The following is a 25,283-nucleotide window of genomic DNA, read 5'->3' on the forward strand; positions in this document are numbered from 1 at the left end:
GCCCCGTCGGAATGCTCATTTACCACTCGTAAACCCGAGCGCGGGTCCGATCCGCTTCCTCAGCTATTTTCGCGGGGCCGCCCAGGCCTTGTTTGTCTCTAGCTCGCGAGACTTTAATCAGGCTCTGACACGGCTTCGGTCAGGCAGCGGCGAAACAATGCCACGGCTGGCAGGTCACGCCCCGCATGGCGGGCGATGACCTGCAATTCACGATGGAAGGTAAGGGCGCCCAGGGACAGCCGCCGCACCCGCGGATGCTCCAGCCAGAGGCCGGCGCAGGGCACCAGGGCCACGCCCAGGCCGTGCTCGACCATCTTGACGATGGCATCGAGTTCGTCGAGTTCGAGCACCTGGCGCACCGCCAGGCGCTGCTCGCGCAGAAAGGCGCTGACCCGCCGCCCGCCAAAGGAGTGGCGGTCGTAGCGGATGAAGGGCTGGGTCTCCAGCAGCAGGCGCGGATCGTCGCCGGGCAGGTCCGGCGGGGCGATGAGCACGAAGGGTTCCTGCAGCAGGGTGGTGGCGTGCAGTTCCTTGGGCAGTTCGAAGGGCGGGCGGATGAGGATGGCCAGATCCAGTTCGCCGGCATCCACCTGGCTGAGCAGGGCCAGCGAGACGCCGGGCACCAGCCGCGGCTCCAGGCGCGGCGCCTGCTGGCGCAGCCGCACCAGGGTGCCGGGCAGCAGGCCGGTCTGGACGCTGGCGATGGCGCCGATGCGCAACTCGCCCTGGATCTCCTCGCCGGCGCCGGCCATGCGCGCATAGGTGGCGAGCATTTCCTCGGCCAGCGGCAGGGCGCGACGCCCGGCGGCATTGAGCAGGGCGCTGCGGCCATTGCGGTCGAACAGCTTCACGCCCAGGTGCTGCTCCAGGTTGCGGATCTGGGCGCTCACCGCCGAGGGCGTCAGGCCCACGTGCAGCCCGGCCGCGGCAAAGCTGCCATGGCGGGCCACGGCGAGCAGGGTCTTGAATTCGCGAAGCATGGGAGTGGCCTGCAGTCCGGGGCGGTCACTGTAGCGAGCCTGGCTGCCGAGCAACAAAATTTTTGTCGCTCGGAGGCAGGAAAATGCGCTTCATGCACAGGAAAACCTGGGGTGAGAATGGCTGCATCCCCCTCAACAGGATTTCCCCCCATGGCCCTGTCGCCCTTTCACCTCGCCATTCCCGTCTACGACCTGGCCGCCGCCCGGCATTTCTACGGCGACGTCTTCGGCCTCGCCGAGGGTCGCTCCAGCGACCACTGGGTCGACTTCGACTTCTATGGCCACCAGCTGGTGATCCACGAGCACCCCAAGACCGCGTCCCAGGAAGAGGCCCATACCAACGCCGTGGACGGTCACAACGTGCCGGTGCCGCACTTCGGCATCGTGCTGGGCTGGGACGAATGGGAAGCCCTGGCCGACCGTCTGCGGGCACGTGAGACGCAGTTCGTCATCGAGCCCTATATCCGCTTCCAGGGCCAGGTCGGCGAGCAGGCCACCATGTTTCTCTTCGACCCCTGCGGCAATGCCCTGGAGTTCAAGGCCTTCAAGGACATGAGCCAGCTGTTCGCCAAATAGGGCGACTCGGCAGGTCGGATGTCGCGCAACCTAGGCAAAAGACGCGGCAGCGGCCATCCTTGAAGCCTTGCCCGTCGCCCGGTTGCCGTCATGAATGCCCGCCAGCCCTTTCTCGATCCCTATCACCAGACCATTCGCCAGCTGTCCGACCGCATCGTCGCGGCCCAGGCGCCGATCCGCATCCTCGATGCGGTGAAGTGGGACGACGGGGTGCGCCAGGGCTTCCTGGAGGGCAAGGGCAAGCGCCTGCCGGCGGTGGATCGCGCCTTCTACGAGGGGCGCCCGCTAGGCTTCGACGGCGATGCGCTCAAGGGCGAATTCCAGAGCATCGAGCGCGAGGTCACCCGCCAGCTCGGCCAGTTCAATCCGGTCGGCCAGATCATGAGGCGCATGTGCCGCGAGTACCGCATGGTGATCCGCATGCTGCAGGCGCGCGGCACCCCGGACTTCGGCCTGATCTCCCAGGAACTCTATGGCGCGGCCTCGGATGCCTTCCACGCCGGCGATCCGACCCTGGCCGACCTGGGCATGATGATGTCCAGCTACCTCGACAACATCGCCCATCGCGGCGCCCTGGAAGACGAACCCAAGACCCTGACCGCCAAGGACGCCGTGCCCATCCTGCAGGCGCGGCTCAACCGGGTGTTCGGCGAGACGGAAGGCACCATCCGGGTGTTCGAGTCCGACGGCATCGTCGCCGATGCCGCGGCCGGCGCCGACTACATCAAGGTGCGCGCCGACGCCCTGTTCAACGAGCGCGACGTCCGCGCCCTGGAGGTCCATGAAGGCCTGGTACACGTCGGCACTACCCTCAATGGCCAGAACCAGCCGATCTGCACCTTTCTGGCCAAGGGCCCGCCGTCGTCCACCGTGACCCAGGAAGGCCTGGCGATCCTCATGGAGGTGATCGCCTTCGCCTCCTATCCGACCCGGCTGCGCAAGCTGACCAATCGCACCCGCGCCATCCACCTGGCCGAGGACGGCGCCGATTTCCTCGAGGTCTTCCGCTTCTTCCAGGAGCAGGGCTACGACTTGGAATCGGGCTACCAGAACGCCAGCCGGGTGTTTCGCGGCTCGACGCCGTCGGGGCTGCCCTTCACCAAGGACCTGTCCTATCTGAAGGGCTTCATCCTGATCTACAACTACATCCAGCTGGCGGTGCGCAAGGGCAAGCTGGAGCAGATCCCGCTGCTGTTCTGCGGCAAGACCACCCTGGAAGACATGCGCATCCTGCGTCAGCTGGTGGACGAAGGCGTGGTGGTACCGCCCAAGTACCTGCCGGCGCAATTCCAGGACCTCAACGCCCTGGCGGCCTGGATGTGCTTCTCCAACTTCCTCAACCACCTGAGTCTGGATCGGATCGAGGCGGACTACGCCAATATCCTCTGAGGCTTGCCCAAGCGACATGAAAAAGCCCCGGCGGACCGGGGCTTTTTCGTTGCAAGGCGTCGCGGGTATCACTCGCCCTTGAAGGCGGCCGCGATGCTGCGTTCGCCGTCACCCGCGCGCGGGTCGGTCGAACGCTCCGGCACGAAGGCCAGGGCGCGATTGAGGGCGCCGCAGGCTTCCAGGCCGCTGGCGCGGGCGATGGCTTCGGCCACGGCGCTGCCGGGGATGGTCTCGTCGCGCAGCAGCTGGTCGGTGATGTCGTCCAGCGCCGGCTTGAGCTCGGTGATCAGCGCCAGGCAGCGATGATCCAGGCTGTGCAGCAGCTGATCGGCGGCGGCGATGCTGGGCGCGGCGTCGAATTCGATACCGGCATCGCGCAGGGCCTGCAGGCTGAGCAGCGAGCCGCTCGGACCCATGCCCAGCGAGGCGACCATGGACAGCGCCAGCTTGGAGGCTTCCTGCAGATCCTGGGCGGCGCCCGAGGAGACCTCGTTGAAATACAGCTGCTCGGCGCAACGACCGGCCAGCAGCATCTGGATGCGGCCTTCGAGTTCCGACTTCAGGTGCAGGCGCTTGTCTTCGGTGGGGGTGATCAGGGTCACGCCCAGGGCCTGGCCGCGGGGCAGCAGGGTGACCTTTTCCACCCGACCGACATTGAGCACCGCGGCGACCAGGGCATGACCGGCTTCGTGCACGGCGATGCGGGTGCGCTCGGCCGAACCCAGCGGGGTGACGCCGACGGGTTGCTCGCCGATGCGGCAGGTCTCGATGGCCTCGACGAAGTGGGCCATGGTCACGGCGCTGGCGTTCTCGCGAGCGGCCAGCAGGGCGGCGTGGTTGCTGATGTAGGCGATGGCCGCCGGGGTCAGGCCCACGGTGCCGCGGGAGAGGGCGGCCAAATCCAGTTCGCCCTGGCAGGGCAGCTTGCCGGCATAGAGTTCGAACAGCGCGCGGCGGTCTTCCAGGCTCGGCAGCGGCACGGCGATGGTGCGGTCGAAGCGACCTTCACGGCGCAGCGCCGGATCCAGGGAATCGGCGAAGTTGGTGGCACCCAGCACCAGCACGCCGCTGGTGCCGTCGAAGCCGTCCAGCTCGGTGAGGAACTGGTTGATGATGCGGTTGGCCTCGGCATCGCTGGAGCGCGACTGCTCGGCGCGGCGGCCGATGCCGTCGATCTCGTCGATGAAGATGATGCAGGGCGCCTTCTTGCGCGCGGTGCGGAACAGCGACTTGACCTTCTGGATGCCGACCCCGAAGAACATCGAGGAGAAGTCGCTGCCGGTCACCTGGATGAAGTGGGCGTTGCACTCGGTGGCCAGGGCCTTGGCCAGCTGGGTCTTGCCGGTGCCGGGTTCGCCGGTCAGCAGCACACCCTTGGGCGGACGGGCACCCAGGGCAGCGAAGGCCTTGGGATTGCGCAGGCAGGTGGTGACGTCTTCCAGCGCCCGCTTGGCTTCGGCGGCGCCGACCACGTCCTTGAAGGAGATGCCGGTGCCCTTGCGGTGCAGCTTGAAGGGGCTGGCGAAACGCAGCGCCAGGGGCACGGCGAGCAGCAGCAGGAGCAGATAGCCCGGCAGGTTGATCAGCAGGGCGTCCAGCCAGGGATGGCGCTGCCCGGATTCGCTCCAGGTGGCGACCGGGAACAGCGGCTCGGCCTGGGTGGCGTAGTCGGCAAGCAGGCGATCGGCGATGCGGCCGCCGTTGTCGGCCACGGCATAGTGTTCGCCGCGGGTGGTGTCTATGTAGAGGGTGTGATCCCCGATCACGGCGCCGCTGATGGCCTGGGCGCGCAGATCGGCCAGCAGCACGGAGAGGTCACGTGGCTGCCCGGTCCAGTGTTCGGGCGCCTGCTGCACGCTGGCGAGCATGGCGGTGGCGGTCGGGGCCGGCGTGGCGGGCTTGAGCCACAGCCAGCTGGCCAGGCCGAGGACGGTGACGAGGGCCAGAGCGCCGGCGATGAGCAGGCGCGGATACTTGGAAACGACGGACTTCTTCATTCACATACCGTTAGGGTCGGAGCGACATCGGACGCGGACTCCCGGATTATCGGCCTGTGGCGAAAAGGGTGAACCTCAGTTCCCCGGAAAACGATGAGTGGACTCACCATCCGTCGAGTAGCGTCACACTTCTGGCCTTTTTCGCGGTCCGCAAGACCCTGTTGTTTTGCCGCAGATGTCAGGAGTCAACGCATCCATGCCCGATCCCATCGATTGTCGAAGCGGTCTTGCCGCATTGCCGGCGGTGTTGCTCGACCGCCTGCGCCAGGCCGACGAGGTGCTGGTCCTGACCGGTGCCGGCGTGTCGGCGGAAAGCGGCATCGCCACCTTTCGCGAAGCCCTGACCGGGCTCTGGGCGCGCTTCGACCCGGCGCAACTGGCCACCGCCGAGGCCTTTATCGAGGATCCGGTGCGGGTCTGGAGCTGGTACGAGGGACGCCGCGCCCAGGTGCTGGCCGCCCAGCCCAACCCGGCCCACCGCGCCCTGGCGCAGTGGGGCGACAGGCACGGCCGCTTCCACCTGGTTACCCAGAATGTCGACGACCTGCATGAGCGCGCGGGCAGTCGCGCGGTGATCCACCTGCACGGCAGCCTGCACGCGCCGCGCTGCTTCGAGTGCGCGCGCTCGCTGACGGCGCCGGCGTTGCCGGAAGGGACGGAGCAACTCGTGGCGCCGCCGCGCTGTCCCGCCTGCGGCGGCCTGGCCCGGCCGGGCGTGGTCTGGTTCGGCGAGTCGCTACCGGCAGAGGCCCTGGCCAGCGCCTGGGCCCTGGCCGAGCGCTGCGACCTCTGCCTGGTGGTCGGCACCTCCGGCCTGGTGCAGCCGGCGGCCAGTTTGCCGGGGGTGGCGCGCCAACAGGGCGCCACGGTGGTCCGCATCGATCCGCAGCCAGCGGCGGACTTCAGCGACGACTGGCAACTGCTGGGCGCGGCCGGGGTGATCCTGCCGGCGCTGCTGGAGCGCCTCTAGACCCTCAGTGCAGCGCCTGGCCACCGGTCCCCAGGGCATCCAGGGTGCGCTTGAGGGCGGTGTAGGCCTGGCGCTGGTCATCGTCTTCGGTCAGCAGGCCGTCGAACAGGGTGGCGACCAGCGCCGGATCCTGGGCGACGAAGCGATCGATGAGAACGTCGTTCTCCTGGCGCCCGGCGGTGATCAGCAGCACGGCGAGCTGGGCGACATAGCGCGCCGCCAGCGGATAGGCCTTGAGAAAGACCTTGAAGGGGGCATCGGCCAGCCCGGGGGCGAAGCCCTTGGCCAGGCCCTGCTGGGCGGCGGCGATGGCCTGGCGGACGGCGTCCTGCCAGTTGCCGGCGGTCACGGCACCCGCCGGCAGGGCGCGGCGCATCTGGCCGAGCAGGCTGTTGAGAAAGATGCGGCGGTTGGCCTGGTAGTCGTCATCGGTGTCGAGCAATTCGCGGCGAATGCGGGTCAGCACGCGGTCGTCCTCGGCATCGGCGGTCACCGCCTGCTTGAAGGCCAGGGTCAGTTCGCGATCCAGCAGACCGGGCTTGCGGCCTTCCAGTTCGGCCTGCAGCAGCGGCCCGCTGGAATCGGCGAAGAAGAAGCGCTCGGCGTGGGGCGCCAGGCGTTCGCGCAGGCGCGGCCAGAGCTCCGCCGCGAACAGTTGCTCGGCCGTGCCGCCGGAAACGATGACGCGGTGCTGCGGCGCCTCGGCCAGATAGTCGAACAGCGCGGGGGTATCGAGCGCGGTGCGATCGACGATGAGGTAACGGTGCTTCACGGCAACTCCTGAACGCGGCGGCCGCACCTGTCGAGGTACGGCGGGGATGGCCATTAGTCTATAGGAAGGTGGGAACGCTTGGCCCGGCCTTTGGCCTAACCAGCAGGGTGCAGCCCGCGACACCCTTCCTTTCGCGGCCGGAGGACACCAAGATGCGCAAGACCCCGCTGATCCTTGCCCTGAGCGCTGCCCTGGCCCTGGTGGCCGGTCCCAGCCTGGCCGCCAGCAACAACAACGACGCCGGGGTGACTGGCAACGGCATAGGCGCGCCGGGCAGCTCCAACACCAGCAACAGGGACAGCGCGGACGACACCTCCAGCGCCACGCCCTCGACCCAGAAGAAGGTCGACAAGACCCCGGCCACCAAGGCCCAGGGCAGTCAGCAGAAGCGCGTGCTTAACGATTGAGGGTCAAGCAAAAGGCGCCTCTCGCGGCGCCTTTGGGCTGGTTGGCATCTGACCGCAGGAAGCGGTTTCAGGAGGCGCGGGTGTAGCGTACCTGCCAGTCGAGTCGCTCATGGGTTGCCCGCTCGATACGGGCGCGACTGTCGCAGATGAAGGCTTCCAGCAGGGAGTTGTCCAGCAGATCGACCCGGGCGATGCGGCGTTGCAGGAGCGCCGTGCCGTTGGGCGCATAGACCTCGACGTTGAAGGTCGCCGGATCCTGGGCGGTCATGGCGCACAGCATCGGTTGAAAAGCGCCCTTGATAATGGTGTTCGCATCCGTGAACTTCAGCGGCTCGGCCATCGCAATCACTCCTGTCAGCTATAACGCTTCGACCGATTCTTGCGGTACCCGTTCGACTTTTGCCATGACCGGCTGGCAGATTTGTGATCCAGACGGTGGCGCTGGCCCGGCAAGGGACGGCCGGTCAGTTGATCAGGGTACCAAAGGCCTTGTCCGCCTCTATGACCTCGGGCAGCTCGCCCAGCAGCAGCTCCAGATCCACGCCTTCCAGCAGGGGATTGGCCAGGGCCGCCTTGGCCTGGTCGTTGATGCCGCCATGACGACGCAGGACAAAGGACACCAATCGCGCCTGGGCGACCATGCGCGCCTGGGTGGAATCCTCCGGCGCATCCTGGGGGTGCAGCTGGTAGGCGATGGCATGCTGGATCACCACCGGCAGCTGCCAGCGACGGGCCAGCTCGGCGCCCACCTCCGGATAGCCGAAGCCGATGGCCTGGTCGGCGGGCACCGGGGCGCGCTGCTCGGCGTCGATGCGCACGGCGATATCGGGCGCCGCCGTCCTGATCAGCAGCTCGCCGATGCTGTGCAGCATGCCGCAGGTGAAGGCGGTCTCGGCATCGGCACCGGCCTGGCGGGCGAGGACGCGGCAGATGCTGGCCACGTCGAAGCTGTGCTGCCAGAAATCCCGCGGATCGAAGCTGGGGTTGTGGCGGAAGGCGGCGGTCACCGCCGAAGCCAGGACCAGGGTGCGCAGGGCATCGAAGCCCAGGCGGATGGCCGCGCCTTCGATGCTGGTCGAGGGGCGCACGCCGCGAAAGCGCACCGAGTTGGCCAGGCGCAGGACCTTGGCGGAAAGCACCGGATCCAGCGCCAGATTGCGGGCGACGTCTTCGATGCTGCTGTCGGGATCGTCGAACTGCTGGATCAGCTCCTGAGCCACCTTGGGAATGCTGGGAAGGGTATGCAGGTGATCGAACAGAGCATCGATTTCCATGATGGCGCCTGGTTGGTTCTTTACCGATGGTGGGAGCTGATGAGTCGTCGAAAGCATGAACGACGGCCTGGGCACTGCCAAGCCTAGTCGAAGATCCACGAGCGAAGAGCTTAGCGGGCCGGACGAGCCGGTTTGCAGGACGAGCTGACCGGTGGCGTCATTTCGCCGCCGTCCGTTTGCCTGGTTCGCGTGCGGCCGTGGTCCTATGCGGTCTTGTCCAAGGCGAAGCGATGATCAGACGTCTATTGTCTTTCTTGAGTCCGCTTTCCGCCGACGACGGGCCACGAATGGGATAGCATCAGGTGATATCAGTTGGCCACTAAATTTGGCGTTCGAGTTGTGCAATGACTTACCAGACTCACATTCGCCAGATGCTGCAACTACCCAATGTGCTGGCGCAGAGCACCGGCATCCTGGGCTGGTTGATCAGCGTGCTGATCAATCCCTTCCTGACCGCCGGGGTGCCGGCCTGGGGCTGGCTGGCCTTCGCCGGCATGATCGGCTCCTGCCTGGCCATGACCACCGCCCGGCGATTTGCCGTCTGGCGCCTGTTCGCCCTGGTGTTCGTGCTGTTCGAGGCCCTGGCCTTCCGCTTCCAGATCCTGGGCATGGGCGAGGCCGGCTATGCCTGGATGATCCCCATGGCCATCGTCATCATCCTCGGCTCGACCATTCTGTTTTCCCATGTGCTCGACTACGGCATCGCGGCCGGCGCGGTCTGGCTGCTGCTGTTCTATGGCGAACTGGACAACATCACCGCAGCGGCCCTGCCGCTGTTCTGGGTGATGCTGGGGGCCAGCCTGGCACTGGGGCTGCTGCTCAATGCCACCTTCGTACGCATCGTCGCCAGCACCCTGGAACTCAAGGAACGCTATCGGCTGCAGGCGGAAACCGATGCCCTCACCGGGATCAGCAACCGCAGGGCGCTGATGCTGGACATGGAGCAGGTCTGCCGGGATGGCTCGCCATCCTGGTATTTCGTCATGCTCGACATCGATGACTTCAAGCGGATCAACGACAGATTCGGCCACGACGTGGGCGATCAGGTGCTCAAGGAGACTGCGACCATCCTCGGTCGGCATTTCCCCGATGGACGCTTCGGGCGCCTGGGCGGCGAGGAGTTCGGTGTGCTGCTCAAGCCCGAGGACGAGCGCCAGCTGGCGCAGCGGCTGCAGGCGCTGCTGGACGATATCCGCAGCAACACCCGCACCGGCAGCTGTTTTTCCTTCAGTGCCGGGGTGGCGCGCCTCGCCCCGGGCTATCAGCCCTCGGATCTGCTCAAGCAGGCCGATGGCGAGCTCTATCAGGCCAAGCGCGCCGGCAAGGACCGGGTGCACCACCGCGGCGGCATGATCTGCGGATGAAGGGGGCTAGCCGGCGCCCAGTGGGCTCTAGCTGACGTCCGCCTCCGGCGGCGGATGGGAGCGATTGCGGCCCAGGTGCTTGGCCCGGTAGAGCGCGGCATCGGCGCTGGCCAGCAGGTCGGCGGGCTGGGGCGGCGGGGTCTGCCCGGGCGGCTGCACGGCGATGCCGAGACTGACGGTGATGCGGCCGAAGGGACTGGTGGCATGGGTCACTTCCAGCACCTGCAGGCGTTCCTGCACCGTGGCGGCCACGCGCTGGGCGCCGTGCTCGTCGCAATTGGGCAGCAGCAGGACCATCTCCTCGCCGCCATAGCGCGCCGCCAGGTCGCCCGGGCGCCGCGCCGCCGAGGCCACCACGCCGGCCACCGCCTGCAGGCAGCGATCCCCCGCCGGATGGCCATAGTGGTCGTTGTAGGCCTTGAAATGATCGATGTCGATCATTAGCAGGCTGAGCGGCTGGCCATTGCGCTGCGCGCGCGCCAGCTCCACCGGCAGCAGGTTGTCGAACTGGCGGCGATTGCCCAGCCCGGTGAGGCTGTCCTTGAGGGTCAGCAGGTGCAGCTCGTCGTGGGCCTGGCGCAGGGCTGCCGCACTGCGCTCCCCGGCGCGGATCTCGCGGAGTAGCCGAAAGCCGAAGACCAGCATGCCGAGGATGATCAGGCCGACCACCGTCACCGATCTCAGCATGTCCTGGCGCCAGCCGGCGAGGATGTCGCGCCGGGAGATACCGGCCAGGGCCACCAGCGGATAGCCCTCCAGGTGCTGGAAGGCATAGAGGCGCTCCTGGCCATCGAGCATGGCGCGCACCAGGGCGGTACCGTTGGGCGCCTGGTTCACGTACTGGCGAAACAGGTCGCCAGTGGCCAGCGGGGTGCCGACGTGCTCGGGCACATAGGGACGGCGGACCATCAGGGTGCCGTCGTCCAGCGCCAGGGTGATGGCGCCCCGGGCATCCAGCTTGAAGCGCTCGTAGTAGTCGACGAAATACTGCAGGCGGATGGTGGCGAGCAGGACGCCGGCAAAGCGCCCGTCGCGGTCTTCCAGGCGCCGCGACACCGGGATGATCAGCTCGTGGGTGCTGCGGCTCTCGATCACCGCGCCGACGTGCAGCACATCGGCCGGATGCTGCCGGTGAAACTGGAAATACTCGCGATCGGCATTGTTGGCCCGCGGCGGCTCGCTGCTCTTGTCGGTCACCCGCCATTCGCCGTCGCGATCGTAGACGAACAACCCGTGCAGTTGCGGCAGGAGGGCGGCCTGGCGCGCCAGCAGGCGATGCACCCGCAGGCGGTCCAGTTGCTCGAAGGGTTGATCCTCCAGGCGATCGCGAATGCTGACCAGCAGCGAATCGGCTTCCTTGATGGCGTCATCGGCGTGCTGGGCGGCGGCCACGGCGATGTTGCCGACGTCGCTGCGGGCACTGGCGAAGGCATTCTGGTAGTTGCGCCACACCTGCCAGGATTCCAGTGCCAGGATCACCGCAACGGCGCAGACCAGCAGCCACAGCGCCCGGCGCTGGGTGGCCGGATTGCGCGGTGGAAGGGGGGTGTCGTCGGCGTCGACCATGGCGGGGCTGTTTCCTCGTCCTCGGTGTGCAGGAGACCGCGAGTCGACCGATTCACGCCACCGCACAGGGATAAAAGTCAGACAAGTCTACAGTTTCGTCGGAATCTTGCAGAGCGCGCGAATCCCTGCGCCATCGCCGTGGTCACTAGCGATACAGCCGTCTCCGGGACGGCGCCCCGTTACTGCCCCGACCAGGAGGTCACAGATGTCGCAGATCGCCGAACAGATCGTCGAAGACGCCATGCAGCGCATCGAGGAAAACGAGTCGCAGCATGCTGCCGATCCCGTGCGCAATTTCTCCCTGACCCTGACCGATCCCGCGGAGATCCGGGTCGGCGCGGAGATCTACTTTCTCTTCGAACAGCGCCTCAAGGGTTTCTACCCGGATGCCCGGGTCGTGGTGCGCGGCCATGCTGCCGAAGGCTACAACATCACCGCCCAGGTCGAGCGCCGCCGCTCGGCCTGAGTGCCAGGCCCGCACCCCGGGTCAGGTGCGGGCCAGCTTGACCAGCTGCCGGGCCAGTAGCGGCCCGGTCAGCACCACCCCGATCAGCCGCAAGGCCTGCATGGCCAGTACCAGGCCGACATCGGCGTGGGCATCCACCGCGATGATGGCCATGGAATCCAGGCCGCCCGGACTGGTCGCCAGGTAGGCGGTGAGAAAGTCCACGTGCATCAGCCGCGCCATCAGCAGCGCCGACAGGGCGCAGAGCGCGATCAGCAGCAGCGAGGCGAAGATCATCTTGGGCAGGGCGTGCCAGACATAGGCGACCGTGGCCCGATCGAATCTCAGGCCCACATAGCAGCCCATGGCGCCATAGGCCGCCGCCAGCAGCAGATGGGGCAGAGTGATGTCCAGCCAGCCATTGAGTTGCAGCAGGGTACCCAGGGCGATGGGCAGCAGCAGGGCGCCGGCGGGAAACAGCCGACCGCCCAGCCAGCTGCCGGCCAGGGCCACCGCCAGGGTCAGCGCCAGATTGACGGCGAAGTGGCCGTCCAGGCTGACCACGGTGGCCTGATGGCCGGTGCCGCTGCCTTCGGCGCCCAGCAACCGGCCGACCAGCGCACTGATCAGCACCACGCAGACGACCCGCACATATTGCATGGTGGCGACGATGCGTGGATCGGCGCCGTATTCCTCGGCCATGGCCACCATGGCCGCTGCCGCGCCAGGCGTGGTGCCCCAGGCGGCGGTGCTGCCCGGCAGGCCACCGAAGCGCACCAGCAGGGCACCGGTGAGCAGGCTTAGCAACACGGTCAGGGCGGTGGCCAGCAGCATCACCGGCCAGTGCTCGGCGACGGTGAGCAGCACCGCGGCGGTCATGGCATGGGCGATCAGGCAGCCCACCACGCCCTGGCCGGTCTGGAACAGCCGGCGCGGCAGGCGGATGGTGGCGCCGACGACGCCAAAGGCGATGGCCACCAGCATGGGACCGAGAAAGAGGGCCGCGGGCACCTGCAGCCAACTGAGTCCGCCGCCGACCAGGGCGGAGCAGAGGATCAGGGCCAGCCATTGCACCAGGGGCGGATAGGGCGAGGGGACAGAGGGGGTGGACAAAGCGGTCTCCGGACGGCGGGGAGCCGGCGCGGCGTACCGACCCCGGGGCCGGCTCGGGGCCGGCCCTGGAGGCGATTATACGACCTTTGCGGCTTTCAATGGCCTTTCAGTCGCTGAAAAAACCGCCCTGTCAGCGCACCAGATGCAGGAACTGCAGGTGGCGCTCGTACTGGTCGAGCATGTCGTTGAGGATCTGCTCGCGGTTGTAGCCCACCAGGTCATAGTCCTGGCTGCCCTCGGTCAGGTGCACCTCGGCGCGGTAGTAGCGCCGATTCTTCAGGTGCAGGCCGCCGATGCCGGCGCGGGCGAAGGAGGGCGTGAAATAGCCCTGCATGATCACCTGGTAGATGAAGGGGTGCTCTTCGCCGTGGCCGATGGTCAGCTGCAGATTGGCGTTGGTGGAATCGAACTGGGTTTCCACCACCAGGCCCTTTTCCCGCGAGACCTCGACCATCTCCTCCATGGCCGGGCGCACGGTGCTGTCCATGAAACGATAGACCTCGTCCCGCGAGGGGAAGTACACCGCCTGGGACAGCCGCTGGCGCCAGCCGCCGTGCCGGGCCTTGCCATTGGTCGCCACCGGCGCGAGGGAGTGCAGCCGCGCCCGCTGGCGCTGGGACTCCAGGTGCAGCGCCTTGTGCAGGCCCCACATCATCAGCAGCACCACCACCGAGAAGGGCAGCGAGGTCAGCACCACCGCCGACTTCAGGGCATCCATGCTGCCGGCGAACAGCAGGCCGCCGGTGACCACGGCCACGGCCGCGCCCCAGAACACCCGCAGCCACTTGGGACCGTCTTCATCGGCCTCGCCGCCCTTGGACGACAGGGTCGAGAGCACCACGGTGCCCGAATCGGCCGAGGTGACGAAGAAGACGAAGCTCACCAGCACGGCGACGCTGATCACCACGCGGCTGGCCGGATAGGTCTCCAGCACCTGGTAGAAGGCCATGGCCGGATCGGTGAGGGCGGTCTGCGCCAGGCCGGTCATGCCCTGGCCAAGGACCAGTTCCAGGGCGCTGTTGCCGAAGATCGACAGCCAGGCCAGGGTGAAGCCCAGCGGGATGAACAGCACGCCAAAGACGAATTCACGGATGGTGCGGCCGCGCGAGATGCGCGCGATGAACAGCCCGACGAAGGGCGCCCAGGCGATCCACCAGGCCCAGTAGAACACCGTCCAGCCGCCCAGCCAGTCGGAGGGCTCGTCATAGGCATAGAGGTCGAAGCTCTTGCCCGGCAAGGCCGAGAGGTAGTCGCCGATGTTCTGGATCAGGGTATTGAGCAGGTGCTGGGTCGGCCCGGCGAACAGCACGAACAGCAGCAGGGCGACGGCCAGCACCATGTTGATGTCGGACATGATGCGCACGCCCTTGTCGACGCCGGACACGGCGACGGCGATGGCCGCGCCCATCATCAGCACGATGAGGATCAGTTGCACCCAGTGGCTGTGGCTGATGCCGAACAGGTAGTCCAGCCCGGCATTGAGGTGCAGCACGCCGAAACCGAGGTCGGCGCCCAGGCCGAAGATGGTGGCGATGATGCCGAAGGCGTCCACGGCGTGGCCGATGGGCCCGTTGATGCGCTTGCCGATCAGCGGATAGAGCGCCGAGCGCAGGGCCAGCGGCAGATTGTGGCGGTAGGCGAAGTAGGCCAGGGCCATGGCCACCAGGGCGAACACCCCCCAGCCGTGCAGGCCCCAGTGCAGGAAGAGGATCTGCATGGCCTGCCGCGCGGCTGCCGGATTGCCCCCTTCGCCGGCCGGCGGCTGGGCGAAGTGGGTCAGGGGTTCGGAGACGCAAAAGAAGAACAGGGTGATGCTGATGCCGGCGGCGAACAGCATGCCGGCCCAGGACAGGTAGCTGAATTCGGGTTGGTCGTGGTCGGCACCGAGCTTGATCTTGCCGTAGCCGGACAGCGCGGTGACCACCACGAACACCAGATAGAGCGACATGGCCAGCAGGTAGTACCAGCCGACCGTATTGGCGGCCCAGGTCTGCGCCTGCAGCAACCAGGCGCCGGCCTGCTCTGGACGGCCGATGACGGCCAGGGAAAACAGTAGAATCACCGCGGCCGCGCAGTAGAAGGCGGGGGGATTCAGTTTTACGGTGCCGGATGAGGGCGTCGCACTCATGAGGACTCCTTGCGCACTGTCAAAGGGAAGAATGCTTTTTTAATTGATCGTTCGATTAAAAAAGAATACCACAGGCGACCTCTGAGGTGAACGCTTCGAGTCAGCGCAGCCTTGAAAGTTGCCGTCTAGAGGTCTTGCCTATGCCGGTGGTCGACTTTGGTCGAGACCAGGCCGAGCGGTCAGAACCGCGACCCCTTGGCAAAGTCTGTTGGTTATGACTCAGGCATCTTCTCCCTTCGGCTCCTATCGTCCGCTACTGCTTTTGGTAGAGGACGAGCCGTTGCTGCGGGAACTGGCCACCGAGGCGCTGGAGTCGCTGGTCGACCTGCAGGTGGTGGCCGTGCCGACCGCCGATGCGGCCCTGAGCTATTTGGAGCAGAACGGCGCCCGCATCGACGTGCTCTTCACCGACGTGCGCATGCCGGGGCGCCTCGACGGCGAGGCCCTCGCCCAGCTGGTCTCCCAACGCTGGCCCCATATCCCGGTGATCCTCACCTCCGGCGATCGCCTCACCGTGCCCCGCGGCGCCGGCCGCACCCGCTTCATGCCCAAACCCTGGCATATCGACGACATGGCCAATTGCGTCAACGAGGTGCTGGGGCAGAGTCGGGTGGCGTGAGGGTAGCCCGATCGGTTGTAAAGCCGCGACCTATGACCCACTATTCCGGGACTGATCTAGCTGGAGTCATGCCATGCGACCTTCTCTTGTCCTGGACCTGAAACGAGCTGTCATACGGGATGTTGCGTCACGTTTTCGAGTGGCCAATCCGCGAGTGTTCGGTTCAGTTCTCGAAGGTACCGATCAGGACGGCAGCGATTTGGATCTGTTGGTGGATGCCCTTCCAGGGGCAACACTGTTCGACCTGGGAGGGTTGCAGGACGAGCTTGAGGAATTACTGGGCGTTCCGGTAGATCTGGTGACCCCCGCCGATTTACCCGGATCCTTTCGCGCGCAGGTTCTGCTGGGGGCACGACCGATATGAATCGCACGGCGGACTATCTGGCTCATATGCAACAGGCGGCCAGCGAGGCACTGGGCTTTATTGAGGGTCTCACTCGGGAAGACTTCCTCGAAGACCGCCGGACACAGCAAGCGGTGGTCATGAGCCTGATCATCATCGGCGAAGCGGCAACCAAGATCATGGCTGTGGACGAAGCCTTCACCCAGGTGCATCCAAACATCCCGTGGCGCAATATGAGAGGCATGCGTAATCGTATCGCCCACGGTTATTTCGACATCAACCTCGATGTGGTCTGGGAAACCGTCGTTACCGCCCTGCCCGAACTTCTGGAACAATTGCGTCTGTTATCGGGAAGGTAGCTTCGTACCACGCTGTGCCCTCACCCCAACCCTCTCCCAAGGGGAGAGGGGGCTATCCGAGTGGGTTTCTGGCTTTATCCGCTCCGGCAGGATTGTGATCAGCTATCGGGCTGCACCCGCAGGGGCGGCCGCATCGGCTCGCCCTACGGCTGCCACTGCGGATCCTTGCCGCTCAGCTTGCGATCCAGGAAGAAGGCGGTGCTGATCAGCGCCAGGTGCGACAGGGCCTGGGGCAGGTTGCCGAGGGGGTAGCCGCGCTTGTCCAGTTCCTCGGCATAGAGACCCAGGGGGTTGGCGTAGCCCAGCAGCTTTTCGAACTCCAGGTGGGCTTCGTCGACGCGACCGGCGCGGGCCAGGCATTCGACGTACCAGAAGGAGCAGGCGACGAAGGCGCCTTCTTCGCCCTTGAGGTTGTCCGCTGGCGTGTCCGCCGGGTTGTAGCGGCGGATCATGCCGTCGTAGGCCAGGTTGGTCTTGATGGCGTCCAGGGTGGACAGCCACATGGGATCGGTGGCGCTGACGAAGCGCACCAGCGGCATCAGCAGCAGGGCGGCGTCCAGGCTCTTGCCGTGACGGGTCGAGGTGAAATGACCCAGCTCGGCGTTCCAGAAGTTATCCCAGATGTCTTCCTGGATGGCGGCGCGGGCGGCGTACCAGCGTTCGTAGGGCATCGGCAGCGAGCGCTTGACCGACAGCCGCATGGCGCGGTCGATGGCCACCCAGCACATCAGCCGCGAATGCAGGAAGTGCTCGGGATCGCCGCGCATCTCCCAGATCCCGGCGTCGGGCTGGTTCCAGTGCTCGCAGACGTGGTCGATCATCCGCACCACCTCCTTCCAGCCCTGGTGGGAGATGGCTTCGCCATACTTGTTGGACAGGTAGATGGCGTCCATCAGCTCGCCATAGATGTCCAGCTGGATCTGCTTGTAGGCCTCATTGCCGATGCGCACCGGACTCGAGTCGGCATAGCCGGCCAGGTGGTCGAGGGTTTCCTCGGGCAGGTCCAGGCCACCGTCCAGGCGATACATGATCTGCAGCTTTTCCGGGGCGCTGTGGCTGTTTTCCACGCACTGGCCCACCCAGTGGGTGAAGTCCTTGGCTTCCTGGGTGTAGCCCAGGCGCATGAAGGCATAGACGGTAAAGGAGGCGTCGCGAATCCAGGAGGCGCGATAGTCCCAGTTGCGTTCACCGCCCAGGGCTTCGGGTAGGCTGAAGGTGGCGGCCGCGGCGATGGAGCCGTGCTTGCAGGAGGTCAGCAGCTTCAGCGCCAGGGCCGAGCGGGTGACCATCTCGCGCCAGCGCCCCTGGTAGTGGCTCTTGGCGGCCCAGGAGGTCCAGTAGGTCAGGGTGTCCTCGAAGCAGAGATCGCTCTGGCCGGCGACGACCTTGTCGTCCTTCTCGCAGCCAAAGACGAAATCCAGCTGCTCACCCTGTTCCAGTTCGAATTCGGCCAGGGCGGCGTTGCCTTCCACCTGCAGGGTGACGCTCGACGCCAGGCGCAGGGTCGGCTGGCCCGCGGCCTCGAACAGGGCGCCGCCGTCCACCAGGCGGGCGCGGGTCTCGGCGCGGGCATAGTCGTGGGCCGGGGCGCAGACCAGGCGGAAGCGGCAGCGTCCGGCCACCACCTGCACGCGGCGGACGATGCGCGGCTGGGTGTCCTCGCTGCTGCACACCGGCATCAGATCGGTGATCTCGGCGACGCCTTCCGCCGACAGCCAACGGGTCTGCAGGATATTGGTGTCCGGCAGATAGAGCTGCTGCTCGCGGGCGTCTTCCCAGACCGGCGCCAGGCTGAAGTAGCCGGCCTTTTCCGAGTCGAGCAGGGCGGCGAATACCGAGGGGCTGTCCAGATTCGGCCAGCAGAAGTGGTCGATGGTGCCGTCGGTGGCGACCAGGGCGCAGGTGCGCAGGTCGCCGATGACACCGTGGGCGCCGATACTGCGGCGGGCGTGCACGGAGGTGGAATCAGCCATTGTCTTCGAATCCCGGATAGAGGCACATGCCGCCGTCGACGAACAGGGTGGTGCCGACGATGTAGTCGGCCAGGTCGCTGGCGAGAAAGACCGCCACATTGCCCACGTCGTCGACGTGGCCGACACGCTTGTAGGGGATCAGCTTGAGCAGTTCGCGGGCCTTGGCCTCGTCACCGGTCACCTCTTCGTTGATGGCGGTGGCGATGGCGCCCGGGGCGATGCTGTTGACGCGAATGCCCTCGGCAGCGACTTCCTGGGCCAGGCTGCGCATCAGCAGATTGACCCCGCCCTTGGAGGCGGCGTAGTTGACGTGGCCAGCCCAGGGAATGACCTCGTGGACCGAGCTCATATGGATGATCTTGCCCAGGGCGCGGGAGATGCTTTCGTCGCGGCCCTGCTTGCGGAACTGGCGGATCGCCGCCCGGGCGCAAAGGAACTGCCCGGTGAGGTTGGTGTTGATCACCGTGTTCCAGTCCTTGAGCGACATGTCGGCCACGGCCGCATCCTTTTGCAGGCCGGAGTTGGCGACCAGGATGTCCAGCCGGCCGAAGGCTTCCAGGGTGCGGTCGAACAGCGCCTGGACCGCGGCCTCGTCGCCGACGTCACCGCCAACGGCGATGGCGCGACCGCCGGCGTCCTGGATGCGCTTGGCCAGTTCCTCGGCCGGTTCGGCGCTGGAATGGTAGTTGATGGCGACGGCGGCACCGGCCTTGGCCAGGGCCTCGGCGACGGCGGCGCCGATCCCGGAGCTGCCGCCGGTGACCAGGGCGACCTGGCCGTTGAGGGAAAGCTGCATGTCCAGACTCCTGCACGGGAAAAGGTGTCTGACTGCTGACCGTCACGCGCGCGTCTAGGTTCAGCCCGCGAGCGTTGCCGGATATTCAGGCCGAGGCCGTGCGGAACAGGCTCATGCGGCGCTCCAGGTCCTCGGCCAATTCGGCCAGCTGGCGACTGGCGCCGGCGATCTGCTGCGAACCGCTGGCGGTTTCCAGGGTGGCCGCGTGGATGCGGTTGATGTTCTCGTTGACCTCTTCGGCCACGGCGGTCTGCTGGGCCGCGGCGGTGGCGATCTGGGCATTCATGGCGTTCACCGAGCCGACGTCCGCCTGGATGGCCGCCAGGGCCGCGACGGCGCGCTGGGTCAGTTCGGCGGTCTCGTGGGCCTGGCCGCGACTCTCTTCCATCTGCGCCGCGGCGCGTCCGGCGCCTTCCTGGAGGGTGGCGATCATGGCGCGGATCTCGCGGGTCGATTCCTGGGTGCGGGTGGCCAGGTTGCGGACCTCGTCGGCGACCACGGCGAAGCCGCGACCCTGCTCGCCGGCCCGGGCCGCCTCGATGGCGGCGTTCAGCGCCAGCAGGTTGGTCTGCTCGGCGATGCCGTTGATGACGGCGACGATGTTCTCGATGCTGGCGCTGTCGCTGGAGACTTGCTGCACGGTGACGCTGGCCTGTTCCAGGGCCTGCACCAGCTGGCCGATGGCCTGGCCGGAGCTGGCGACCAGCCGGTTGCCGGTGTCCACCTGGGCGCTGGCATTGCCGGTGGCCTGGGCGGCCTGGGCCGCGTAGCCGGCGACCTCGCCGATGGTGGCGGCCAGCTCGGTGACCGCGGCGGCCATGTGCTGGGCCTGGTTGGATTGCACATCGGTGTGGCGCTGGTTGGTCTGGGCGGTGCCTTGCAGCTGGGCTGCCGCCGCGGCGACCGAGCTGGCGGTATGGCGTACCTGGACGATGGTCTCGCCGAGGTGCGCGGTGGCGCTGCCCAGGGTGCCCATGACGCTGTCCGGATGGCGGGTGGCGGGGCGCTCGTCCAGGCGGCCCTCGGCCAGCCGGCGGATGGCGGCGGCCACGGCGTGGGGTTCGCCGCCCAGGGTGGCACCCATCTGGCGAATGATCAGGATGGAGACGGTGACGCTCAGCAGCAGGGCGAGGGCGCAGGTGACCAGCATCAGCCAGCGGAAGCCGCCGGCGATGCCGCGGACCTCGCCCAGGTGGCCGCTGGCGATGGCTTCTTCGTGATCGATGAGCGCATTGATGCGCTTGAGCCACTCGACATAGGCCGGCGAGACGCGCTCCAGCAGGAACACCCGGGCGCCTTCCAGATCGCCGGCCTGGCGCAGCTGCAGCAGGCGCTCGGTCAGCGGCAGGGCGGTGCCTTCGATGTCCTTGATGGCCGCCAGCAGGCGCTGTTCCTCGGCCGTGGCGCCCTGGCTGGCGAACAGCTGATCCATGGGCTCGGCGGACTGGCGATAGAAGGCCTTGAGCCGATCGATGTCGGCCAGGCGACTGGCCAGGGGCGCGGCGTCGTGGATCAGCACCGTATCGCGGATGGCGATGGCGCGGTCGTGCACGCTGCCGCGGAAGTTGATGGCGTAGCGCTGCTTGACGCTGGCGCCCTGGCTGACGGCGGTCAGGGTGTCATCGATGACGCCGACGCGCTGGACGCCGACGAGGGTGATCAGCAGCATCAGCACCAGGATCAGGCCGAAGCCCAGGCCCAGGCGGGCGGCCATGGAAAGAGGGGTACGCATGAAAACCTCAACGCTTCAAAGTGTGTGACATGGATCACATTTTGCGTTAAAGGTTTGCGCGATAAGTTTACTTCGGGCCGAGCGGTCATCCCCCAGGTATGAATGGCCCGTTGGCGGCAGGGCTGGATTCAACTGTCCTGGCGCGGCTCCGTCAGCCGGTCACGCCTGGCCAGACCGGGGAACAGCTTCATCCAGACCCCGGTGATCACCAGGGTACCGACACCCCCCAGCACCACCGCCGGCACCGTGCCGAAGAAGTGCGCGGTAACCCCCGACTCGAACTCGCCGAGCTGGTTGGAGGCGCCGATGAACAGGCCGTTGACCGCACTGACCCGGCCGCGCATGGCATCGGGGGTTTCCAGCTGGACGAAGGAACTGCGGATCACCACGCTGACCATGTCGGCGGCGCCCAGCACCACCAGGGTGGCCAGCGAGAACCACAGCGAGGTGGACAGTCCGAAGGCGATGGTGGCGACGCCGAACAGCGCCACCGAACCGAACATGATGCGGCCCACGTGGCGATTGAGGCTGACGTAGGCGAGCAGAAAGGACATGCCCAGGGCGCCCACGGCCGGTGCCGAGCGCAACAGGCCCAGGCCCCAGGGGCCGGTGAGCAGGATGTCGGCGGCGAACACCGGGAGCAGGGCGGTGGCACCGCCCAGGAGCACGGCGAAGAGATCCAGGGAGATGGCGCCGAGCACGTCCGGGCGACTCTTGATGAAGCGGATGCCGGCCAGCAGGTTGTCCAGGGTCGGCTTTTCCTTCTGGCTGGGCGTCTGCCGCGCCGGCAGGCTGGAGACCAGCAGGATGGCGATGCCATAGAGCACCAGCGCCGGGCCATAGACCCAGGCGGCGCCCAGGGCATAGAGCAGGCCGCCCAGGGCGGGGGCGATGATGGTGGCGCCCTGCATGGCCGAGGCCGCGGCGGCGATGGCGCGGGGAAAGATCGCCGGCGGCACGATGTTGGGCAGCAGCGCCTGGGTGGTGGGCTGTTCGAAGGCGCGCGCGGTACCCAGGCAGAAGGCCAGGATGAAGATCAGTTCGCGGGTCACCGCCTGATTGAGGCTGCCCACCAGCAGCACCAGGGCGATCAGGCCCTGGCCGGTCTGGCAGAGGGCGGCGACCCGGCGGCGGTCGTAGCGATCGGCGACATGCCCGGTGTGCAGCATGAACAGTACCCGCGGCAGGAATTCCACCAGCCCCACCAGGCCGAGATCGAGCACGTTGCCGGTGAGGGAATAGAGGTGCCAGCCGATGGCGACGGTGAGCATCTGGAAACTGCCGGCGGTGCAGATGCGGGCGAACCAGAAGGCGACGAAGGGACGGTGGTGACGCAGCTGCAGGGTATCGCCGGACATGACTGGGGCTCGCAGGGACAGAGGCGGCATCTTAAGCCACCCGGGGACTGATCGTCATACAACTGCGGGGTGCGACAGCCTGCCCGATGCGACATCCAACCACGTAAGCAAATGTATCGAGGAGGTCTATCCTAAAGCCTGACGTTGATCCACGTCAGCTTCCGACCTGGTCCAATGGGCTAGCGGCGGTGGCGCCTTTTTAGCGTCCCGCTAGAACCCCAGGCGACGCGGAGGTTCGAACCTCGGTCAGCGTCAAATCGACCGGCTACCCTCGATGGCCGGCGTGCCTGAGAGGAAAAGCTATGTTCGGCCTCGAAGCCCTGGATCTCGCCCGGATCCAGTTCGCCTTCACCGTGTCCTTCCACATCGTCTTCCCGGCGCTGTCCATCGGTACCGCGAGCTTTCTCGCCGTGCTCGAAGGGCTGTGGCTGAAGACCGACAACCACGTCTACAAGGATCTGTATCACTTCTGGCTGAAGATCTTCGCGATCTTCTTTGGCATGGGCGTGGTGTCCGGTCTGGTGATGGCCTATGAGTTCGGCACCAACTGGAGCGGCTTCGCCGACTATGCAGGCGCCGTGACCGGTCCGCTGCTGACCTACGAGGTGCTGACCGCCTTCTTCATCGAAGCCGGCTTCCTCGGCGTCATGCTGTTCGGCTGGAATCGCGTGGGCCGCGGCCTGCACTTCTTCTCGACGGTGATGGTGGCCATCGGCACCCTGATGTCGACCTTCTGGATCCTGTCCTCCAACAGCTGGATGCACACCCCGAGCGGCTACGAGATCGTCGATGGGCGTATCGTCCCGGTGGACTGGCTGGCGGTGATCTTCAACCCGTCCTTCCCCTTCCGCTGGGCGCACATGACCATCGCCGCCTACCTGTCGGTGGCCTTCCTGGTCGGCGCCTCGGCGGCCTGGCACCTGCTGCGCGGCAACGACAACCCGGCGGTGCGCAAGATGTTTTCCATGGCCATGTGGATGGCCCTGCTGGTGGCCCCGGTGCAGGCCTTCGTCGGCGACGCCCATGGCCTCAACACCCTGGAGCACCAGCCGGCCAAGATCGCCGCAATGGAAGGCCACTGGGAGAACCCCCCGGGCGAAGCGACCCCGCTGATCCTGTTCGGCTGGCCGGATATGGAGCGCGAGGAAACCCGCTTCAAGGTGGAAATCCCGGTACTGGGCAGCCTGATCCTCAAGCACAGCCTCACCGAGCCGATCCCGGCGCTCAAGGACTTCCCCAAGGAAGACCGGCCGCCGGCCTATGTGGTGTTCTGGTCGTTCCGCATCATGGTCGCCCTGGGCATGCTGATGATCGCCGCCGGCCTGTGGAGCGCCTGGCTGCGCTGGCGCGGCAAGCTGTTCGAGACCCGCGCCTTCCTGCGCCTGGTCACCTGCATGGGGCCGGTCGGTCTCATCGCCCTGCTGGCCGGCTGGTTCACCACCGAGGTGGGCCGTCAGCCGTGGATCGTCTACGGCCTGTTGCGCACCAAGGACGGGGTGTCCAACCACAGCGTCACCCAGCTCAGCATCACCCTGGTGGCCTTCGTGGTGGTCTACTTCGCCGTGTTCGGCATCGGCACCCTCTATGCGCTGCGCATGATCGGCAAGGGTCCGCACACCGGTGAAGGCGACCTGCCCACCTCCGGCGGCCCGGGCACCGATCGCCATCCCAAGCGTCCGCTGTCCGGCGCCGATGGCGGCCTGGAAGAAGACAACCCCACCGACCAGCTGACCGGAGACCGCACATGAACGGCATCCCTGGCATCGACCTCCCGCTGATCTGGGCGATCATCATCATCTTCGGCCTCATGATGTACGTGGTCATGGACGGCTTCGACCTGGGCATCGGCATCCTCTTTCCCTTCGTCAAGGGCAAGGAAGACCGCGACGTCATGATGAACACCGTGGCGCCCATCTGGGACGGCAACGAGACCTGGCTGGTACTCGGCGGGGCGGGGCTCTATGGCGCCTTCCCGCTGGCCTACTCGATCATCCTGCCGGCGCTGTACCTGCCGCTGATCTTCATGCTGATCGGCCTGATCTTCCGCGGCGTGGCCTTCGAATTCCGCTTCAAGGTCCAGGAAGGCAAGGAAGCCCTGTGGGACAAGTCCTTCATCTTCGGCTCGCTGCTGGCCAGCTTCTGCCAGGGCGTGGCCCTGGGTGCCTTCATCGAAGGTTTCCCGGTGGAAAATCGCCAGTACGTCGGCGGTCCGCTGGACTGGCTGACGCCCTTCTCGGTGTTCTGCGGCCTGGGCGTGATCGCTGCCTATGCGCTGTTGGGCAGCACCTGGCTGATCATGAAGACCGAGGGTCCGCTGCAGGCGACCATGCGCCGCCTGACCAAGCCGCTGCTGTTCCTGCTGCTGGCCTTTACCGCGGTGGTGAGCATCTGGACCCCGCTGAGCCAGGCGGCCATTTCCGCCCGCTGGTTCAGCATGCCCAACCTGGTCTGGTTCCTGCCAGTGCCGATCCTGGTCGGCGTGGTGACCCTGGCCCTGCTGCGCGCCATCCTGCGCGAGGATTCGCACCACGCGCCCTTCCTGCTGACCCTGGCGCTGATCTTCCTCGGCTACAGCGGTCTGGGCATCAGCCTCTGGCCGAACATCATCCCGCCGGCGGTTTCCATCTGGGAGGCCTCGTCGCCGCCGCAGAGCCAGCTGTTCCTGCTCATCGGCACCCTGTTCATCATCCCCATCACCCTGATGTACACCTTCTGGGGCTACTACGTGTTCCGCGGCAAGGTACGCGCGGGGGAGGGCTACCACTGATGCCCGGCCGCTCGCGCGAACCCAATCCCGCGGACAACAAGCCGCTCTGGCAGCGGCTGGCCTGGATGGCCGGCATCTGGGCCTGCAGCCTGGTGGCACTGGGCGTGGTGGCCTGGGTGCTGCGCCTGGTACTGACGGCGGCGGGGCTCAAGTCGCACTGACCCCTCGGGTGTTTCGGTGGATGAGGCTGCGCCGTCATCCACCCTACGCGGGGTTTGCCCTTTCGTAGGAGGCTTATCCCTCACACCGGATTACCCCCTCTCCCGCTTGCGGGGGAGGGGGCTGTCCGGCGTGACGGGATCGAACGCCGCGAATCAGCCCGGCTGCCGATCAGAACTGCAACGCGGCCCAACCC

General features: G+C 66.8%; 24 protein-coding genes. 12 read left to right on the top strand and 12 right to left on the bottom strand.

Annotation, left to right across the window (positions count from 1 at the left end; translation table 11 throughout):
* Positions 1 to 113: 113 nt before the first annotated feature.
* Positions 114 to 980, bottom strand: a complete 867-nt coding sequence (locus OXS31_RS22180) for a LysR family transcriptional regulator (protein ID WP_027601341.1) — start codon at positions 978 to 980, stop codon at positions 114 to 116.
* Positions 981 to 1,130: 150 nt separating this feature from the next.
* Between OXS31_RS22180 and OXS31_RS22185 the strand changes: the two genes are divergently transcribed.
* Together OXS31_RS22185 and OXS31_RS22190 are read left to right on the top strand one after the other, a co-directional pair.
* The gene (locus OXS31_RS22185; protein WP_027599066.1) at positions 1,131 to 1,556 is read left to right on the top strand and encodes a VOC family protein; all 426 of its coding nucleotides are present in this window, start codon (positions 1,131 to 1,133) and stop codon (positions 1,554 to 1,556) included.
* A 90-nt stretch (positions 1,557 to 1,646) separates the two neighbouring features.
* Entirely contained in the window at positions 1,647 to 2,945 is a 1,299-nt protein-coding gene (locus tag OXS31_RS22190; RefSeq protein WP_267402079.1) for a flavohemoglobin expression-modulating QEGLA motif protein, read from the top strand.
* Positions 2,946 to 3,013: 68 nt separating this feature from the next.
* On the opposite strand, the gene OXS31_RS22195 is transcribed toward OXS31_RS22190, so the two are convergent.
* Entirely contained in the window at positions 3,014 to 4,942 is a 1,929-nt protein-coding gene (locus OXS31_RS22195) for an AAA family ATPase (RefSeq protein ID WP_007162582.1), read from the bottom strand.
* Between the two features lie 196 nt (positions 4,943 to 5,138).
* Between OXS31_RS22195 and OXS31_RS22200 the strand changes: the two genes are divergently transcribed.
* On the top strand, positions 5,139 to 5,912 hold the full coding sequence (locus OXS31_RS22200) for an NAD-dependent deacylase (protein WP_267402083.1): 774 nt from the start codon (positions 5,139 to 5,141) through the stop codon (positions 5,910 to 5,912).
* A gap of 4 nt (positions 5,913 to 5,916) precedes the next feature.
* On the opposite strand, the gene OXS31_RS22205 is transcribed toward OXS31_RS22200, so the two are convergent.
* Complete coding sequence (locus OXS31_RS22205) at positions 5,917 to 6,684, bottom strand: hypothetical protein (RefSeq protein ID WP_007162580.1); 768 nt, start codon at positions 6,682 to 6,684, stop codon at positions 5,917 to 5,919.
* A gap of 152 nt (positions 6,685 to 6,836) precedes the next feature.
* Here OXS31_RS22205 and OXS31_RS22210 point away from each other — a divergent pair, with 152 nt between their 5' ends.
* Positions 6,837 to 7,091 carry a hypothetical protein gene (locus OXS31_RS22210; RefSeq protein WP_007162579.1) on the top strand — a complete coding sequence of 85 codons (255 nt, stop codon included), beginning with the start codon at positions 6,837 to 6,839 and terminating at the stop codon, positions 7,089 to 7,091.
* A 67-nt stretch (positions 7,092 to 7,158) separates the two neighbouring features.
* On the opposite strand, the gene OXS31_RS22215 is transcribed toward OXS31_RS22210, so the two are convergent.
* On the bottom strand, positions 7,159 to 7,431 hold the full coding sequence (locus tag OXS31_RS22215) for a hypothetical protein (protein WP_007162578.1): 273 nt from the start codon (positions 7,429 to 7,431) through the stop codon (positions 7,159 to 7,161).
* Positions 7,432 to 7,555: 124 nt separating this feature from the next.
* Positions 7,556 to 8,368, bottom strand: coding sequence for an HDOD domain-containing protein (locus tag OXS31_RS22220; protein WP_200893337.1), 813 nt, complete (start codon positions 8,366 to 8,368; stop codon positions 7,556 to 7,558).
* A 341-nt stretch (positions 8,369 to 8,709) separates the two neighbouring features.
* On the opposite strand from OXS31_RS22220, the gene OXS31_RS22225 reads away from it, so the two are divergent.
* Positions 8,710 to 9,729, top strand: coding sequence for a GGDEF domain-containing protein (locus OXS31_RS22225; protein ID WP_267402087.1), 1,020 nt, complete (start codon positions 8,710 to 8,712; stop codon positions 9,727 to 9,729).
* A 27-nt stretch (positions 9,730 to 9,756) separates the two neighbouring features.
* On the opposite strand, the gene OXS31_RS22230 is transcribed toward OXS31_RS22225, so the two are convergent.
* Positions 9,757 to 11,295, bottom strand: a complete 1,539-nt coding sequence (locus OXS31_RS22230; protein WP_115945816.1) for a sensor domain-containing diguanylate cyclase — start codon at positions 11,293 to 11,295, stop codon at positions 9,757 to 9,759.
* Between the two features lie 205 nt (positions 11,296 to 11,500).
* On the opposite strand from OXS31_RS22230, the gene OXS31_RS22235 reads away from it, so the two are divergent.
* On the top strand, positions 11,501 to 11,761 hold the full coding sequence (locus OXS31_RS22235; protein ID WP_007162574.1) for a hypothetical protein: 261 nt from the start codon (positions 11,501 to 11,503) through the stop codon (positions 11,759 to 11,761).
* Between the two features lie 21 nt (positions 11,762 to 11,782).
* On the opposite strand, the gene OXS31_RS22240 is transcribed toward OXS31_RS22235, so the two are convergent.
* Both OXS31_RS22240 and betT read right to left on the bottom strand, forming a co-directional pair.
* Positions 11,783 to 12,853 carry an AbrB family transcriptional regulator gene (locus OXS31_RS22240; protein ID WP_267402091.1) on the bottom strand — a complete coding sequence of 357 codons (1,071 nt, stop codon included), beginning with the start codon at positions 12,851 to 12,853 and terminating at the stop codon, positions 11,783 to 11,785.
* 130 nt (positions 12,854 to 12,983) lie between these two features.
* Positions 12,984 to 14,948 carry a choline BCCT transporter BetT gene (gene betT, locus OXS31_RS22245; RefSeq protein ID WP_085982657.1) on the bottom strand — a complete coding sequence of 655 codons (1,965 nt, stop codon included), beginning with the start codon at positions 14,946 to 14,948 and terminating at the stop codon, positions 12,984 to 12,986.
* Between the two features lie 247 nt (positions 14,949 to 15,195).
* Here betT and OXS31_RS22250 point away from each other — a divergent pair, with 247 nt between their 5' ends.
* From OXS31_RS22250 to OXS31_RS22260, 3 genes are all read left to right on the top strand, one after another.
* Positions 15,196 to 15,600 (top strand): response regulator, encoded by a 405-nt coding sequence (locus tag OXS31_RS22250; RefSeq protein ID WP_256203982.1) that lies wholly within the window; start codon positions 15,196 to 15,198, stop codon positions 15,598 to 15,600.
* 73 nt (positions 15,601 to 15,673) lie between these two features.
* Positions 15,674 to 15,964, top strand: a complete 291-nt coding sequence (locus OXS31_RS22255) for a nucleotidyltransferase family protein (RefSeq protein WP_074584988.1) — start codon at positions 15,674 to 15,676, stop codon at positions 15,962 to 15,964.
* Entirely contained in the window at positions 15,961 to 16,302 is a 342-nt protein-coding gene (locus OXS31_RS22260) for a DUF86 domain-containing protein (RefSeq protein WP_042138231.1), read from the top strand. Before OXS31_RS22255 ends, OXS31_RS22260 begins: the two co-directional genes overlap by 4 nt.
* Before the next feature lie 143 nt (positions 16,303 to 16,445).
* Here OXS31_RS22260 and OXS31_RS22265 read toward each other — a convergent pair whose 3' ends face one another.
* From OXS31_RS22265 to OXS31_RS22280, 4 genes are all read right to left on the bottom strand, one after another.
* Complete coding sequence (locus OXS31_RS22265; RefSeq protein WP_042138229.1) at positions 16,446 to 18,275, bottom strand: glycoside hydrolase family 15 protein; 1,830 nt, start codon at positions 18,273 to 18,275, stop codon at positions 16,446 to 16,448.
* The gene (locus OXS31_RS22270; RefSeq protein WP_027601332.1) at positions 18,268 to 19,071 is read right to left on the bottom strand and encodes a glucose 1-dehydrogenase; all 804 of its coding nucleotides are present in this window, start codon (positions 19,069 to 19,071) and stop codon (positions 18,268 to 18,270) included. Before OXS31_RS22270 ends, OXS31_RS22265 begins: the two co-directional genes overlap by 8 nt.
* An 85-nt stretch (positions 19,072 to 19,156) precedes the next feature.
* A complete protein-coding gene (locus OXS31_RS22275) occupies positions 19,157 to 20,803 on the bottom strand; it encodes a methyl-accepting chemotaxis protein (RefSeq protein WP_223855408.1) in 1,647 nt (548 codons plus the stop codon).
* A 128-nt stretch (positions 20,804 to 20,931) separates the two neighbouring features.
* Positions 20,932 to 22,161, bottom strand: coding sequence for an MFS transporter (locus tag OXS31_RS22280; RefSeq protein ID WP_007162567.1), 1,230 nt, complete (start codon positions 22,159 to 22,161; stop codon positions 20,932 to 20,934).
* 302 nt (positions 22,162 to 22,463) lie between these two features.
* Here OXS31_RS22280 and OXS31_RS22285 point away from each other — a divergent pair, with 302 nt between their 5' ends.
* From OXS31_RS22285 to OXS31_RS22295, 3 genes are read left to right on the top strand one after another with little or no spacing between them, the layout of a single operon-like run.
* On the top strand, positions 22,464 to 23,909 hold the full coding sequence (locus tag OXS31_RS22285) for a cytochrome ubiquinol oxidase subunit I (protein ID WP_007162566.1): 1,446 nt from the start codon (positions 22,464 to 22,466) through the stop codon (positions 23,907 to 23,909).
* Positions 23,906 to 24,928 carry a cytochrome d ubiquinol oxidase subunit II gene (gene cydB / locus OXS31_RS22290; RefSeq protein ID WP_007162565.1) on the top strand — a complete coding sequence of 341 codons (1,023 nt, stop codon included), beginning with the start codon at positions 23,906 to 23,908 and terminating at the stop codon, positions 24,926 to 24,928. The genes OXS31_RS22285 and cydB overlap by 4 nt, the downstream gene beginning before the upstream one ends.
* A complete protein-coding gene (locus tag OXS31_RS22295) occupies positions 24,928 to 25,089 on the top strand; it encodes a DUF2474 domain-containing protein (protein WP_007162564.1) in 162 nt (53 codons plus the stop codon). Before cydB ends, OXS31_RS22295 begins: the two co-directional genes overlap by 1 nt.
* Positions 25,090 to 25,283: the final 194 nt, after the last annotated feature.

The organism is Pseudomonas sp. GM_Psu_1, from assembly GCF_026544185.1.
Classification (GTDB): domain Bacteria; phylum Pseudomonadota; class Gammaproteobacteria; order Pseudomonadales; family Pseudomonadaceae; genus Chryseomonas; species Chryseomonas oryzihabitans.